At 67.2% G+C, this 14782-nt stretch carries 16 protein-coding genes and 3 tRNA genes; 12 read left to right on the top strand and 7 right to left on the bottom strand.

What is annotated here, in order from left to right; translation table 11 throughout:
* Positions 1–91 precede the first annotated feature (91 nt).
* From panC to pcnB, 4 genes are read right to left on the bottom strand one after another with little or no spacing between them, the layout of a single operon-like run.
* Positions 92–934: a pantoate--beta-alanine ligase gene (gene panC / locus ABE483_RS13190; protein ID WP_019183274.1), complete on the bottom strand. Its 843-nt coding sequence runs from the start codon at positions 932–934 to the stop codon at positions 92–94.
* Positions 931–1746, bottom strand: coding sequence for a 3-methyl-2-oxobutanoate hydroxymethyltransferase (gene panB / locus ABE483_RS13195; protein ID WP_121041839.1), 816 nt, complete (start codon positions 1744–1746; stop codon positions 931–933). The genes panC and panB overlap by 4 nt, the downstream gene beginning before the upstream one ends.
* 31 nt (positions 1747–1777) lie before the next feature.
* Positions 1778–2266, bottom strand: a complete 489-nt coding sequence (gene folK, locus ABE483_RS13200; protein WP_346465524.1) for a 2-amino-4-hydroxy-6-hydroxymethyldihydropteridine diphosphokinase — start codon at positions 2264–2266, stop codon at positions 1778–1780.
* Between the two features lie 3 nt (positions 2267–2269).
* Entirely contained in the window at positions 2270–3637 is a 1368-nt protein-coding gene (gene pcnB, locus ABE483_RS13205) for a polynucleotide adenylyltransferase PcnB (protein WP_152151658.1), read from the bottom strand.
* A 50-nt stretch (positions 3638–3687) separates the two neighbouring features.
* Between pcnB and ABE483_RS13210 the strand changes: the two genes are divergently transcribed.
* Positions 3688–3762 (top strand) — tRNA-Glu (locus ABE483_RS13210).
* 150 nt (positions 3763–3912) lie between these two features.
* On the opposite strand, the gene ABE483_RS13215 is transcribed toward ABE483_RS13210, so the two are convergent.
* Positions 3913–5343 carry a sugar porter family MFS transporter gene (locus ABE483_RS13215; RefSeq protein WP_346481846.1) on the bottom strand — a complete coding sequence of 477 codons (1431 nt, stop codon included), beginning with the start codon at positions 5341–5343 and terminating at the stop codon, positions 3913–3915.
* 328 nt (positions 5344–5671) lie between these two features.
* Between ABE483_RS13215 and ABE483_RS13220 the strand changes: the two genes are divergently transcribed.
* On the top strand, positions 5672–6580 hold the full coding sequence (locus ABE483_RS13220; RefSeq protein WP_346481847.1) for an SMP-30/gluconolactonase/LRE family protein: 909 nt from the start codon (positions 5672–5674) through the stop codon (positions 6578–6580).
* A gap of 204 nt (positions 6581–6784) precedes the next feature.
* Positions 6785–7108, top strand: coding sequence for a ferredoxin FdxA (gene fdxA, locus ABE483_RS13225; protein ID WP_137189155.1), 324 nt, complete (start codon positions 6785–6787; stop codon positions 7106–7108).
* Positions 7109–7289: 181 nt separating this feature from the next.
* On the opposite strand, the gene ABE483_RS13230 is transcribed toward fdxA, so the two are convergent.
* Both ABE483_RS13230 and dapA read right to left on the bottom strand, forming a co-directional pair.
* Complete coding sequence (locus ABE483_RS13230; RefSeq protein WP_152151542.1) at positions 7290–7814, bottom strand: hypothetical protein; 525 nt, start codon at positions 7812–7814, stop codon at positions 7290–7292.
* Between the two features lie 26 nt (positions 7815–7840).
* Positions 7841–8734 carry a 4-hydroxy-tetrahydrodipicolinate synthase gene (gene dapA, locus ABE483_RS13235; protein WP_313212567.1) on the bottom strand — a complete coding sequence of 298 codons (894 nt, stop codon included), beginning with the start codon at positions 8732–8734 and terminating at the stop codon, positions 7841–7843.
* 163 nt (positions 8735–8897) lie between these two features.
* On the opposite strand from dapA, the gene ABE483_RS13240 reads away from it, so the two are divergent.
* The 9 genes from ABE483_RS13240 to ABE483_RS13280 all read left to right on the top strand — a co-directional run bounded on the left by ABE483_RS13240 (position 8898) and on the right by ABE483_RS13280 (position 14659).
* Positions 8898–9458: a glycine cleavage system protein R gene (locus ABE483_RS13240; RefSeq protein WP_019183297.1), complete on the top strand. Its 561-nt coding sequence runs from the start codon at positions 8898–8900 to the stop codon at positions 9456–9458.
* 78 nt (positions 9459–9536) lie between these two features.
* Positions 9537–10016 carry a peroxiredoxin gene (locus ABE483_RS13245; RefSeq protein ID WP_176989669.1) on the top strand — a complete coding sequence of 160 codons (480 nt, stop codon included), beginning with the start codon at positions 9537–9539 and terminating at the stop codon, positions 10014–10016.
* An 81-nt stretch (positions 10017–10097) separates the two neighbouring features.
* Positions 10098–11495, top strand: coding sequence for a PhoH family protein (locus tag ABE483_RS13250; protein WP_313212561.1), 1398 nt, complete (start codon positions 10098–10100; stop codon positions 11493–11495).
* Between the two features lie 23 nt (positions 11496–11518).
* Positions 11519–11998: a hypothetical protein gene (locus tag ABE483_RS13255; RefSeq protein ID WP_313212566.1), complete on the top strand. Its 480-nt coding sequence runs from the start codon at positions 11519–11521 to the stop codon at positions 11996–11998.
* A gap of 30 nt (positions 11999–12028) precedes the next feature.
* Positions 12029–12700 (top strand): YoaK family protein, encoded by a 672-nt coding sequence (locus tag ABE483_RS13260; RefSeq protein ID WP_313212560.1) that lies wholly within the window; start codon positions 12029–12031, stop codon positions 12698–12700.
* A 43-nt stretch (positions 12701–12743) separates the two neighbouring features.
* A complete protein-coding gene (gene thiD, locus ABE483_RS13265; RefSeq protein WP_313212559.1) occupies positions 12744–13553 on the top strand; it encodes a bifunctional hydroxymethylpyrimidine kinase/phosphomethylpyrimidine kinase in 810 nt (269 codons plus the stop codon).
* Entirely contained in the window at positions 13550–14389 is an 840-nt protein-coding gene (locus tag ABE483_RS13270; protein ID WP_313212558.1) for an alpha/beta fold hydrolase, read from the top strand. The genes thiD and ABE483_RS13270 overlap by 4 nt, the downstream gene beginning before the upstream one ends.
* A gap of 62 nt (positions 14390–14451) precedes the next feature.
* A tRNA-Arg gene (locus ABE483_RS13275) sits at positions 14452–14528 on the top strand.
* A 54-nt stretch (positions 14529–14582) separates the two neighbouring features.
* Positions 14583–14659: transfer RNA gene (locus ABE483_RS13280), tRNA-Arg, on the top strand.
* Positions 14660–14782 lie beyond the last annotated feature (123 nt).

Genomic DNA, 14782 nt, shown 5'->3' on the forward strand with positions numbered 1-14782 from the left:
CGCCCCGGTAGAGCCACCCCATGGGTGGCTGCGCGTCCGGCATCGCCCAGCAGCCACCCATGGGGTGGCCCTACCCGGCGGGGCGCAGCCCTCAGAACTCCAGGTTGTCGATCAACCGGGTGTTGCCGATCCGCGCGGCGATCAGCGCCACGCGGGTGCCGTCGTTGGCATCGGCCGGCTCGGACAGGTCCGGCAGGCGGACCACGGCGTAGTCGACCTGGAACCCGGCGGCCTGCAGCGCCGCGGCGGCTTCGGCCTCGATCAGGCTGCGGCTCTTGCCCGCAATGAAGCCTTCGCGCATGCCCAGCAGCACCTGGTGGATGGTGGTCGAGACCGGGCGCTGCTCGGCGTTGAGATACTGGTTGCGCGAGCTCATCGCCAGACCGTCGTCTTCGCGCACGATGTCGCCCCCGACGATCTGGATCGGGAAGGCCAGGTCTTCCACCATCTGGCGGATCACCGCCAGCTGCTGGTAGTCCTTCTTGCCGAAGGCCGCCACATCCGGCTGCACCTGGTTGAACAGGCGCGAGACCACGGTGCAGACGCCATCGAAATGGCCCGGGCGGTGCGCGCCTTCGAGCAGGCCGCTGATGCCGGGCACATTGACGCTGGCCGCCAGCTCGACGCCGAACGGGTACATCGATTCAACGGTGGGCAGCCACAGCACATCGCACCCGGCCTGCTCCAGCCCGGTGGTGTCGGCTTCGGGCGTGCGCGGGTAGCGGGTGAAGTCCTCGTTCGGGCCGAACTGGGTCGGGTTGACGAAGACGCTGGAGACCACGCGATCGGCGTACTGCCGGGCCAGCGTGACCAGTGAATAATGCCCTGCGTGCAGGTTGCCCATGGTCGGGACCAGCGCGACGCGCAGGCCCTCGCGCTTCCAGCCGTTGACGACGGCGCGCAGACGGGACAGTTCGGTGACGGTTTCGATCATGAGGCGTAGGCGTGTTCTGCGTCGGGGAAGGAGCCGTCGCGCACGGCGTCGGCGTAGGCACGGACCGCACCGGCAACCGACCCGCCTTCGGCAAGGAAATCCTTGACGAACTTGGGACGGCGATGGCCGCTGTCCAGACCGAGGAAATCATGCAGCACCAGCACCTGGCCATCGCACTGCGGGCCGGCGCCGATGCCGATGGTGGGCACGCTGATGTCCGCGGTGACCTGGGCAGCCACCGGCGTGGGCACGCATTCGAGCACGACCAGGCTGGCGCCGGCGGCGACCGCGGCCTTGGCATCATCGCGCAGCTGCTGGGCGGCGTCGCCACGGCCCTGCACGCGATAACCGCCCAGGCGCAGCACCGACTGCGGGGTCAGGCCCAGGTGCGAACAGACCGGAATCTCGCGCTCGACCAGGTAACGGATGATGTCCAGCTTGAAGCCGGCACCTTCGATCTTGACCATCTCCGCACCGGCCTGCAGCAGGCGCAGCGAGGCATCCAGCGCGCGCTCCGGGGTAGCGTCGGCGCCGAACGGCAGATCCGCCACCAGCAGCGCGCGTTGCAGTACACGGGCCACGGCGCGGGTGTGATAGACCATGTCGTCGGTGGTCACCGGCAGGGTCGAGTCATGCCCCTGCACCACCATGCCCAGCGAGTCGCCGATCAGGATCAGGTCCACGCCGTTGGCGTCGAAGCTGCGGGCGAACCCGGCATCGTAGGCGGTCAACATCACCAGCTTCTGTCCGTTGCGCTTGGCCTCGGCCAACGCGGGCACGGTCCAGGGCTTGCTGTCTGCGTGGGTACTCATGAGCTGATAACCGGTGGCGATAAGCCCCGCATTATCCTCCTATTGAAGCGATCCCGCAGGCCTCGACCCGCATCACAGCATCCCGCACGCGGCCGTGCCCGGGAATGATGGCGTCGGGCGCGATCTCGGCCAGCGGCAGCAGCGCGAACGCGCGCTCATGCAGATAGGGATGCGGTACCTGCAACTGCGGCAGATCGATGCTCTGTTCGCCGTACAGCAGCACGTCCAGATCCAGTGCACGCGGCCCCCAGTGCACGGCAGGATCCCGTACGCGGCCGAAGCGGCGCTCGATCTCCAGCAAAGCAGCCAGCAGATCCGGTGCGGGCAACCGGGTCTCCAGCACGGCGGCGGCGTTGACGAACGCCGGCTGATCCAGGTTGCCCCACGCCGGCGTGCTGTACAGCTGCGAGCGCGCCCGCAGTGTGGTCTGCGGCAGGGCCGCCAGCGCCTGGAACGCATCGCGCAGGGTCTGCGCGGCGTCCCCGAGATTGGCGCCCAATCCGATACAGGCCAGGGTCACGGCTTACTCGCCTGCCACTCCACCGGGACGACGACGGCGGCGGCGACGCTTGCGCGGTGCACCGTCTTCGCCCTCACCGTCGGCCTGGGCGGCATCCAGCGCCGAATCCAGCTCGGTACCGGACTGCAGCTGGGCCTCGCGCCAGAACGCCACGTCGGCTTCATGCTCGCTGGAGGCGACCTGGCGCAGGACCAGGAAATCGTAGGCGGCGCGGAAGCGCGGATGGGTCAACGTGCGGATCACCCGCTTGCGCTGGCGCGAGCCGAAGCGGCCCTGCAGCAACCAGATCTCCTGCATCGGCAGCGAGAAGCGGCGCGGCAGGGCGATCGTGGTGAGCTGGTGCAGGGTTACGCGGTCCGCCGCACGGCGCTGCGCCTCTTCCAGTGCGACGCCCTGCTTCTGCAGGCTGGCCAGGGCGCGGCAGAACGCCGGCCACAGCAGCAGCGCGAACAGGAACGACGGCGACACCGGCTCGTCATTGGCCACACGCAGATCGGTGTTGTGCAGACCTTCGATGACCATGCGGCGCAACGCACCACTGCGATTGCTGCGCAGGGCCGCGGCGCTTTCCGGGAACATGACATCGAGCAGGCCGTACCGCTCCAGGCCCTCGAAGCTGGCCACACCGTGCCCGGACAGGAACAGCTTGAGCACTTCCTCGAACAGACGCGCCGGGGCGGCCTCGGCCAGCAGGTTGGCCAGGCGCGGCAGCGGTTCGGCGGTCGCCTCTTCGATCTGGAAGCCCAGCTTGGCCGCCAGGCGCACCGCGCGCAGCATGCGTACCGGGTCTTCCTGGTAACGCTGCTCGGGGTCGCCGATCAGCTTCATCAGGCGGGCCTGCACGTCTTCAAAGCCACCGGTGTAATCGCGCACCGAGAAATCCTCGATCGCGTAGTACAGGGCGTTGCAGGTGAAGTCGCGGCGGATCGCGTCGTCTTCGATGCTGCCGTACACGTTGTCGCGCACGAGCATGCCGTTTTCCATCTCACGGTCGCCGCTGCCATCGTCGATGTTGGCGCGGAAGGTGGCGACCTCGATGATCTCGCGGCCGAACACCACGTGCGCCAGGCGGAAACGGCGGCCGATCAGCCGGCAGTTGCGGAACAACTGCTTGACCTGCTCGGGCGTCGCGTCGGTGGCGACGTCGAAATCCTTGGGGTGGCCGTTCACCAGCAGATCGCGGACGGCGCCGCCGACCAGGTAACCGGCAAACCCGGAATCACGCAGCCGGTACAGAACGCGCAGGGCGTTGGGGCTGATGTCCTTGCGGGAGATGTTGTGCTGATCGCGCGGGATCACGCGCAGGCTGAACGGTGATGTAGCAGAGGAATTGATGTTGGCGCTTCCGGTTGAGTTTTCGGGATTGCCCAATGGCATCTAGGTCCATATACTAGCGCGCTGCGCAGTTCGCGACAAAGCCTGCTCCCTTCGTCTAATGGTTAGGACGTGGCCCTCTCAAGGCTAAAACAGGGGTTCGAGTCCCCTAGGGAGCACCAGTCGCGGTGCAGAAAGCCAAAAACCCCGCCACGGCGGGGTTTTTTGCGTTCAGGGTCAGGGCGTGCGGCGCCTGCCCTGCCAGGCCCGGCTCGGGGAGTGCACCCCCGACCCGGCAAAGCGCCCCGCGACGAGGATGTCGGAAGCGGCGCTCACCCCTCCATCTGCTCCAGTTCCTTGCCCTTGGTCTCCTTGACGAAGCGCAGCACGAAGAACACCGACAGCACCGCGGCCACCGTATAGATGCCGTAGGCCCCGGCCAGGCCGATGCTGCCCAGCAGGACCGGGAAGGACACGGTGATGGCGAAGTTGGCCGTCCACTGCGCCGCGCCGGCCACCGCCAGCCCCGAGCCGCGGATCTGGTTGGGGAACATCTCGCCCAGCATCACCCACATCACCGGGCCCCAGGACATGTTGAAGAAGATCACGTAGACATTCGCCGCCACCAGCGCCAGCACGCCCATGCTGTCGGACAGCTGCAGCTTGCCGCCGGCATCCAGCGAGCCGCTGGCGAAGGCAAGGGTGACCAGCGCCAGCGAGATCGCCATGCCGACCGAGCCGACCCACAGCAGCGGCTTGCGTCCGATGCGGTCGATCAGCACCACGGTGACCAGGCAGGCACCGATGCTCAGCGCACCGGACAGCACGTTGATCAGCAGCGCGTCGCTCTCCGAGAAGCCCACCGCCTGCCACAGCACGGCGCCGTAATAGAAGACGACGTTGATGCCGACCAGTTGCTGGAACACCGCCAGGCCGATGCCGATCCAGACGATCGGGCGCAGCTTGCCGGTGGCCTTGCTGATCAGGTCCGAGAAGGTCGGGCGGTGCTGGTCCTGGGACAGCGAACCCTCGATCTCGGTGATCTTGGCCTGGGCCTCGGCCGGCCCGTACAGACGGGTCAGCACCGCCAGGGCCTGGTCACGGCGCCCTTTGACCACCAGGAAGCGCGGGCTTTCCGGGATCACCAGCAGCAGGCACAGGAACAGCAGCGAGGGAATGGCCTGCATCCAGAACATCCAGCGCCATGCCGCCTGGCCCAGCCACAGGGACTCGGTGGAGGCGCCGGCCGCCTTGGCCAATAGATAGTTGCTGAGGAAGGCACAGAACAACCCGCTGATGATCGCGATCTGCTGCACCGTGGCCAACCGGCCGCGGTACCGGGCCGAGGCCACCTCGGCAATGTAGGCCGGCGACATCACGCTGGCCGCGCCGACCGCGAACCCGCCGATCACCCGGGCGATGATGAACACCGTGGAGCTGTGCGCCGCACCGGCCCCCAGGGCCGAGAACAGGAACATCACCGCCGCGATGATCAGCACGCCGCGGCGGCCGAGCCGGTCGCCCAGGCGGCCGGCGAAGAACGCACCGATCGCGCAGCCGAGCAGCATCGAGGCGACCTCGAAGCCGATCCCGGCCGAGCTGGACTGGAAGGTGTCCTTGAGGCCATCGACGGTGCCGTTGATCACGCCGCTGTCGAACCCGAACAGGAAGCCACCGATGGTGGCCACGCAGCTGATCAGGATGATGAAGCCGGTGTTCTCGCCGCTGCCGGCACGTGTACTGCTGAGCGAAGCACTGGTCATGGGAAACCCTGGGTTGAAGGGACGCTGCGCACGACCGCAGCAGGGACGGATGGCGCAGGTTCTCATACCTTTCGCGCCGGCTGGGCGGCGGCGGGTGGGCCCGGACCTGGCGGCGGCCCGCGGCGGCGTGCGCGCATCGCCGCGCTCGACCACCGGTTGATCACCGACGCCCTCCACTGCGACCATGCCCGCCTGGCCGCCCTGCCCACTCCCGGGCGTGGCGCGGCATTGTCGAGGAGCGCCTGCCCATGCCCATGTTCGTTCGCCCGATCGCCCCATCCCGCTGTGGCGCCACGCCGATGGTGCGGATGCCCACCGGTGCGTCGCAATGAGCCTCGAACGCGCGCCGGCCACGCTGGCGGTGGACAGCCGCTGCACCCACGGCGAGGGCGTGCTCTGGTGCGACCGGCGGCAGAGCCTGCTCTGGATCGACATCGCCGAACGTCGGCTGTGGCAGCACACGCCGGCCAGCGGCAGCACGCGCCACTGGGTGTTGCCGGACCGCCCCGGCTGCATCGGGTTGTTCGACGATGGCACGCTGCTGGTCGCATTGGTCAGTTCGCTGCACCGCGCCGACCTGGCTGCCGCCACCGACGATGCGCTGCCGCTGCAGTGGCTGGCCGATGTGGACCCACACAACGCATACACGCGCAGCAACGATGGCCGCGCCGACCGTCACGGCAACTTCGTGTTCGGCACGATGAACGAACACCCGGCGCGCGCCGCCGATGGCCGCTTCTATCAGTACTCCAGCCGCCACGGCCTGCGCGAACTGCCGCTGCCGGGCATCGTGATTCCCAACGCGATCAGCTTCAGCCTGGATGGCCGCACGCTGTACTGGTGCGATTCGGTGACGCCGCAGATCATGGCCTGCGATTACGACCCAGAGCGCGCCAGCACCGCCAACGTGCGTGTGTTCACCACGTTGGCCAACCGCGCTGCCGAGCCCGACGGGTCGGCGGTGGATGCCGATGGGCGGGTCTGGAACGCGCAATGGCGCGCCAGCCAGGTGAGCTGCTATGGCGCCAACGGCACACTGCTGCAGGTGCAGCCGGTGCCGGTCAAGAACCCCACCTGCGTTGCCTTCGGCGGCCCCGACCTGCGCACCTTGTACGTGATCAGTTCGCAGCTGGACCACACGCCCGAGGCGCTGGCCGCAAGCCCGCATGCGGGCAGCCTGTTCAGCGCGCGCCAGGACCACCCCGGTCTGCCGGAGAGCCGGGTCCACGTGGCCTGACCGGTTGCGGGCCGGGCATGCACCGGGCGGTTGGCCAGCGGTGGCGCACGTTGACAGGGAAGCGCCGCGCATCACCCGCAACGCCTTGTTGCACAAGGGCCGCCCGCACTTGATCAGGTATCGAGGCGCGCTGTCTGAGCACGCCACGCCAGCATTCAGCCACAACCTGTTCTAGAATTGGTCGGCTTAACGCCGGATTTCCCCATGCCTTTCGTCGTCACCGAAAACTGCATCAAGTGCAAACACACCGATTGCGTGGAAGTGTGCCCCGTGGATTGCTTCCACGAAGGCCCCAACTTCCTGGTGATCGACCCGGATGAGTGCATCGATTGCACCCTGTGCGAACCGGAGTGCCCGGTCAACGCGATCTTCCCCGAAGACGACGTGCCCGCCGGGCAGGAAGCGTTCGTCGCCCTGAACGCCGAGCTGGCCAAGGCCTGGCCGGTGCTGACCGTGCGCAAGGACCCGCCCGCCGATGCCGGCGAATGGGACGGCAAGCCGGACAAGCTGCCCCTTCTGGAACGCTGAGCCGCGGCATGTCGCAAACGAAAAAGGGCGCCTAGGGCGCCCTTTTTGTTTCCCCAACCGGATCCCCGGTAGTGCCGGCCGCTGGCCGGCTGCCCTTCGCCCCAACGCCGTCAGCGTCAGAGCCGGGCAAGCACGCAATGCATGCCTGCCCGGTCAGCGAGCGGACCTACCGCAGGCCTCCTTACGGGGCCAGCTTCGCCTTCAGCTCACCCAGCAGCTTGGTCGGAGCCGCTGCGGTGGCCGGCAGGCCACGCGGGTCGACGGCCGACACATAAGCACCGGCATCGACGGCGACCACGCGGACCAGGAAGTCGCTGCCTTCGAAGGCCACATCGTAGGAACCCAGCAGCTGGGCCTTGCTGGCGATCTTCACGCCTTCAACGGCCTCCAGGGCGGTACCGACCTTGGCGAACACCTCTTCCTTGGTGCCCGGCACGGTGAAGCCGGCATTGTTGGCGGCCGCCGGGTTCGCGGCCGGCGCCGGGCGCGCCGCCTGCGAGGCCAGCGAGGAGCTGGTGGCAGCGGTAGCGGCAGCCTGGCCGGCCGGGACGTTCAGATCCGGCGGCACTTCCAGCGGGCGCACTTCCGGGGCCAGGGCGTAGTCGCCCTTGGCGCCGCGCTTGAAGCAACCGGTGGTGCCGACGAGGGTGGCGGTAGCCAGGATCGCGAAGGACAGCACGCGGAAGGCGGAAACGGATTGACGCATGGGAATCTCCTGGGTGACCACTGACATCAGTGGTTGGATAGTGCTTCCAGCGCACCGATATCGGTGGCCAGGTGTTCGGCAGCGGCGTGATGGGCCGCGGACAAGGGCAGCAGCGGCAGGCGCAGGCCATCACCAATGCCGATCCGGCGCAGCAGGTCCTTCACCGGGATCGGGTTGGACTCCACGCCGCAGAATTCATGGAACGGCTCGAGACGGGCATCCCACGACTCGGTCGCCTCGCGTTCCCCGGCTGCCGCCAGGTCGCACATCCGGCGGTACGCGCCCGGCAGGGCGTTGGAGCCCACCGAGATGAGGCCGTCCACGCCGGACAGGATCGAACGCGCGGCCGTACCGTCGTCACCGCTGAGGATGGCGAAGTCCGGCGAGCGCAGCGCCAGCAGGGCATTGACGCGGCCCACATCGCCGACCGCCTCCTTGATGCCCACGATGTTCGGGTGCCGCGCCAGTTCGGCCACGGTCTCGGGCAGCATGTCGCAGCCGGTACGGCCGGGCACGTTGTACAGGATGACCGGCAGGCCGCCCTGGTCGGCCACCGCGCGGTAATGCGCGATCAGGCCGGCCTGGGTCGGGCGCACGTACGGCGGGGTCACCACCAGCGCATGGGTCGCGCCGCTGGCAGCCGCACGACGGGTCTGCTCGATCGTTTTGGCCGTCCCCGACAGGCCGGTCCCGGCCAGTACCGGGATGCGTCCGGCGACGGTTTTGACCGCACTGCGCAGCAGCTGGTCGTATTCGTCGTCGGACAGGGCAGCGGCTTCACCGGTCGAACCGGCCACCACCACCCCGTGAACACCACCCTCCAGTTGCAGGTGCAGCAGGCGCTGCCAACCGTCGGGATCCAATGCGCCGTTCGCCTGGAAGGGCGTCGCCAGCGCGGTGATGAGACCGGAAAGGGACAAGGACATCGTGCTCGGAAGAAAGGGGGCACCGGGCCTGCGTAAACGCCGGCCAGATGTACGTTGCATGTTACTTGCGGGTCGAAAGCGCGGGCAAGTATGCTGGACTCCGGCGAACGTGCCGTCGCCGGCCGTTCAGACTCACCTTGCATCACCCGGAACCCTCTTGACCGACACCACGCCGCGGCCTGCGCCGACCGAAAACCACCTCCTGATCAACGCCTATACGACGCATCCGGAGTCCCCCCTGCTGCCTGTGACCCGGCGTATCGCCGACAGTGGCTGCAATCTGGTCGATGCCCGCCTGGCCACGGTCGGGCGCGACGTGTCCGTCACCGCCCTGGCCACCGGCTCGTGGGACTCGGTGGCCAAGCTGGAGGCGATGCTGACCCGGCTGGAGCGCGAGGAAGGCCTGAAGCTGGTCTGGTACCGCACCGGTGCCAAGCAGGCGCAGTCCAACCTGCTGCCCTACATCGTGGAAGTGATCGCCGCCGACAAGCCGGGGATCCTGTTCCAGCTGGCCGATTTCTTCGACCGCCAGGGCATCACCATCGAAAACCTGCAGAGCACGCGTTACCGCGCGATGCAGACCGGTGCGGAAATGTTCTCCGCGCAGGTCACGATCGGGGTGCCGGCCAACATGCACATTGCCGCGCTGCGTGATGATTTCCTCGAGTTCTGCGATCACCTCAACCTCGATGCGATCATGGACCCGATGAAGTTCTGATGCTTCGCGCGTTCGTCACGGGCGCGCGGGGTTTCATGCAGTTGTAGTAGATCTACCCCAGGATCCGGAAAGGAACCCATGAACGACGGCGACACCCTGGACAGCACCACCCTCGCACTGCCGCTGGCGTTGTCCGGCGGCGAGACCACCACCCTCGGCGATCTGGCCGGCCAGTGGCTGGTGCTGTACTTCTACCCCAAGGACAGCACCCCGGGCTGCACCACCGAGGGCATCGATTTCAACGCGCTGCTCCCGCAGTTCACGAAGGCCGGCGCCCGCGTCTTCGGCGTCTCCCGCGATTCGGTCAAATCCCACGACAATTTCTGCGCCAAGCAGGGCTTCGCCTTTCCGCTGATCAGCGATGGCGATGAAGCGCTGTGCACCGCGTTCGACGTGATCAAGCTGAAGAACATGTACGGCAAGCAGGTGCGTGGCATCGAGCGCAGCACCTTCCTCATTTCGCCGGACAGTCGTATCGTGCAGGTGTGGCGCAAGGTCAAAGTGGCCGGCCACGCAGACACCGTCCTTGAAGCCCTGAAGGCCGCGAAAACCCAGTGATCAATCCGGCACCCCCAATGGTCATCACCCTGCCCCGCAGGTCGTGATGGCTTGTCCCTGTTCTGCCACCAGGAATTGACGATGACCCGAGGCAAGCGCATCTACGTACTGGATACCAACGTGCTCATGCACGATCCGACCGCGCTGTTCAAGTTCGAGGAGCATGATGTCTACCTGCCGATGCAGGTGATCGAAGAGCTGGACAACGGCAAGAAGGGCACCACCGAGGCCAGCCGCAACGCGCGCCAGGTCAGCCGCTTCCTCAATGAGCTGGTGCAGGCCTCGGGCCTGGACAACCTGGCCGACGGCATCCCGCTGCAACGGCCGAACGGGCTGCAGCTGCGCGGCAAGCAAAGCGTGGGCCTGCTGCGATTCCAGACCAGTCATTTCGATGCGGGCAAGAGCTTCGGCGCGGTGATTCCGGACAACGCCATCCTCGGCGCGATCCTGGCGCTGAAGGAACAGGTGCCCGAGATTCCGGTGGTGTTTGTCTCCAAGGACATCAACCTGCGGATCAAGGCCGCGATTGCCGGCATTGTCTCGGAGGATTACGAGAACGACCGCGCACTGGACGATTTCAGCCTGCTCTACACCGGCGCCACCGAACTACCGGAAGACTTCTGGAAGAAGCACACCGACAACCTGCGCAGCTGGAGCGACAAGGGCCGCACCAGTTACGAAATCATCGCCAGCGAAGACGAGAGCTGGCACCCCAACCAGTACGCCTACCTGCCGGGCGACGATGAAGTCGAACTGCGCGTGGCCAAGGTGGACGGCGACAAGATCACGTTGTCGCTGGTCAACGATTTCCGCCACGGCAGCCATGCGGTGTGGGGCATCAGCGCGCGCAACCGCGAGCAGAACTTCGCGCTCAATGCGTTGATGGACCCGGAGATCGATTTCGTCACCCTGCTCGGCACCGCCGGCACCGGCAAGACGCTGCTCGCGCTGGCCGCTGGCCTGGCCCAGACCATGGACCAGCAGCGCTACCGCGAGATCATCATGACCCGCGCCACGGTCAGCGTCGGCGAGGACATCGGCTTCCTGCCCGGTACCGAGGAAGAGAAGATGACCCCATGGATGGGCGCGCTGACCGACAACCTGGAAGTGCTCACGCATACCCAGGAAGGCGGCGCATGGGGCCGAGCGGCGACCAACGACCTGATCGCCAGCCGGATCAAGATCCGCTCGCTGAACTTCATGCGCGGGCGCACGTTCCTGTCACGCTATCTGATCCTGGATGAAGCGCAGAATCTCACCCCCAAGCAGATGAAGACCCTGATCACCCGTGCCGGCCCGGGCACCAAGATCGTCTGCCTGGGCAACGTCGAACAGATCGATACCCCGTACCTGACCGAGACCACCTCGGGCCTGACCTACGCGGTGGACCGTTTCAAGAACTGGCCGCACAGCGCGCACGTGACGCTGCGCCGTGGCGAGCGTTCGCGCCTGGCCGATTACGCCTCGGAGGTGTTGTGAGCCGTTCCCTGTCCCGTGCCGTCCTGCCGCTGGCGCTTGCTGCGCTGGCGGCCGCCTGCACGCCTGCCAATACGCGGCCGGGCGCCAGCGTCCCGACCGCGATCAAGACCGGCCAGTCCTGGGTGGTGACCCGCCCCGTCGTCGCCGCCCAGGTATTGGATACCTGCTCGCGTTCCAGCCCCGGCCGCGAGCCGGGGCGCGTCACCGGCTACTGGGCGCCCAGCCGCCAACAGGTGGAGCAGCTGGAAGCCCGGTTGCCGTCGCTGGAAACGCAGGTGCCCAAGGCTGCCGATTTCGACCGCCAATATGTCGGCATCGAAATGGACGGCCGGCAGCTGATCTATCTCAACGCCTTCCATCTGCCTGACGATGCCGACATCGATCCAGCGCGCGATGCAATCCGGGTCTGCGATGGCGGCGCGCAGTTCTGGGGCGCGCTGTTCGATCCGGCCAGCGGCAGCTTCTCGGATGTGCAGTTCAACGGCCCGCCCGCGGGCCGTTGATCGTGCCGTGACCACCACCGCGCACGCCGGATGAGCATCCGGCTGCCCACCTGGGTCTGGATCGGGGCGATCGCCCTGTCCTGCGTGGCCGGGATGGTCAACGTGGTCGGCTTCCTGGGGTTCGAACACCAGGCCGTCAGCCACATGACCGGCACCACCAGCCAGCTCGGCATGGCGCTGGCCCAACGCGACTGGCGCGTGGTCGGGCACCTGTGGGGGCTGTTGATCGCGTTCTGCGTGGGCGCCACGCTCAGCGGCGTGATCATCCAGGACAGCGGCCTGCAACTGGGCCGCCGCTATGGCGCAGTGCTGGCACTGGAATCGCTGTTGCTGCTGATCGCGATCCCGCTGTTCAAACAGCAGCAGATCTGGGGGGCACTGGCCGCGGCGATGGCGTGCGGCCTGCAGAACGCGATGGCCACCACCTTCAGTGGCGCGGTGGTGCGCACCACCCATCTCAGCGGCATGTTCACCGATCTCGGGATCGGGCTGGGCCACCTGATGCGCGGCCTGCCGCTGCCGATCCGTCGACTGACCCTGAGCGGGTTGATCGTCAGCGGCTTCCTGGCCGGCGGCGTGATGGGCGCCATGCTGTTCCTGCGCTTCGGCTACGACGCCCTGCTCGCCCCGGCACTGCTCACCGGCGGCACCGGGGTGGGCTACGTGCTGTACCGGCAGTGGGCACTGCTGCGGGCGCGCTGAGGGCGCGGCAGCACTGCCACGACAAACATTGCACAATTGGGGCATGACGCCTTCCAGCCCCGTTTCCGCCCTGACCATCGCCGGCTCCGATTCCGGCGGTGGTGCCGGCATCCAGGCCGACCTGAAGGCCTTCGCCGCCCATCGCGTGCATGGCCTGTCGGCGATCGCCGCACTGACCGCACAGAACACACGCGGCGTTACCGCCGTACACGTGCCGCCGCTGGACTTCCTGCAGGCGCAGATCGATGCCTGCTTCGCCGATTTCGATATCCATGCGGTGAAACTGGGCATGCTGGCCAACGCCGAGGTGATCGCACTGGTGGCAGACGCACTGGAAAAGCACCGCCCACCGCACGTGGTGCTGGATCCGGTGATGGTCGCCACCAGCGGCGCCAAACTGCTCGAAGACAGCGCACTGGTGGCGATGCGCACGCGCCTGATCCCACTGGCGACGCTGCTGACGCCCAACACCCCCGAAGCGGAGCTGCTGCTCGGCCGCCGCATCGTCACCGCCGAGGAGGCCGAAGATGCCGCCGACGCGCTGTTGGAGCTGGGCGCCGGCGCGGTGCTGCTCAAGGGCGGGCATCTGGACGAAGGCAGTCGCGTGATCGATCGCTACTTCGACGGTGTGACCCGCGAAGAATTCATCCATACCCGCCTGCGGGTGGATGCGCACGGCACCGGCTGTACGCTGGCCTCGGCCATCGCCGCGCAGCTGTGCCAGGGGCTGTCATTGCCCAATGCCTGCGAAGCGGCCATCGATTACGTCGCGCGTGGCCTGCAGAGCGGTTATTACCCGGGCCGCAGCGAGGTGCTGGTGATCGACCACTTCGGTGCGGCACGCCCGGCATGATCGACGCCTCGCCCCTGCCTGTGCAGGCCGAAGACGGGCATCGCTTCGAACTGCTGGCGCGCGTGCCGACGCAGCCACGCGCACGCCTGCTGTGGCTGCCGGCGCTGGGCGTGGCCGCGCGCCATTACCTGCCGTTCGCCGAGGCGCTCGCTGCGCGTGGCATTGCGGTGTACCTGCACGAGTGGCGCGGCAATGGCAGCAGCAGCCTGCGCCCGTCGCGCACGCAGGACTGGGGCTATCGCGACCTCCTCGAGCAGGACCTGCCGGCGAGCCTGGCAAACGTGGCCGGAGACGCTGCAACACCCTTGATCATCGGCGGCCACAGTCTCGGCGGTCAGCTGGCCTGCTGCTTCGCCGGTCTGCATCCGCAGCGCTTCGCCCGCGTGTGGCTGGTCGCCAGCGGCACGCCGTACTGGCGCACCTTCCCGGCCCCGCGTGGCTGGACCCTGCCGCTGGTGTATCGCTTCCTGCCCTGGCTGGCCCAGCGCCAAGGGGTCCTGCACGGCAAGAAGCTCGGCTTTGGTGGCACCGAGGCGCGCGGGTTGATCCGCGACTGGTCGCGCGTGGGCCTCAACAATCACTACGCGGCCGCTGGCATGGCGACCGATCTGGAGGCCGCGATGCGCGATCTGCGCGGCCAGGCGGCCGCCGTGGTGATGGACCACGACTGGTTGGCACCGACGGGCTCGATGCAGGGCCTGCTGGCCAAGATGCCGGGCATGCGTGCGCAGCTCAGCGTGGTCAGTGCGCAGATGCTGGGTGCGCGTGCCGATCACTTCGCCTGGATGAAAACGCCGGAAGCCGTGGTGGAGCAGCTTCTTCGTTCATTTGAATGAAGACCTTCACAAAAACCGTTGACGAATGCGACGCCGATCCGCATAATTCCGCTCCTGTTGACGCGCCCGTAGCTCAGTTGGATAGAGTACCTGGCTACGAACCAGGCGGTCGGGAGTTCGAATCTCTCCGGGCGCACCATCAACAGGGTATCGATTTCGCCGTCGGTATCAGCAGTAAAAATTCGATGTAAATGCGCCCGTAGCTCAGTTGGATAGAGTACCTGGCTACGAACCAGGCGGTCGGGAGTTCGAATCTCTCCGGGCGCACCATTGCATCGACGAAAACAGCAGCCATCGGTTGCTGTTTTTTTTTGCGTGGGTGCCGGCTGTCACCCGGTAGTGCCGGCCGCTGGCCGGCTCTCATGAATGCTGGACGATCGCGTGGCGCCGGCC

The sequence above is a fragment of the Stenotrophomonas sp. TWI602 genome (assembly GCF_039674045.1).
In the GTDB taxonomy this organism is placed as follows: domain Bacteria; phylum Pseudomonadota; class Gammaproteobacteria; order Xanthomonadales; family Xanthomonadaceae; genus Stenotrophomonas.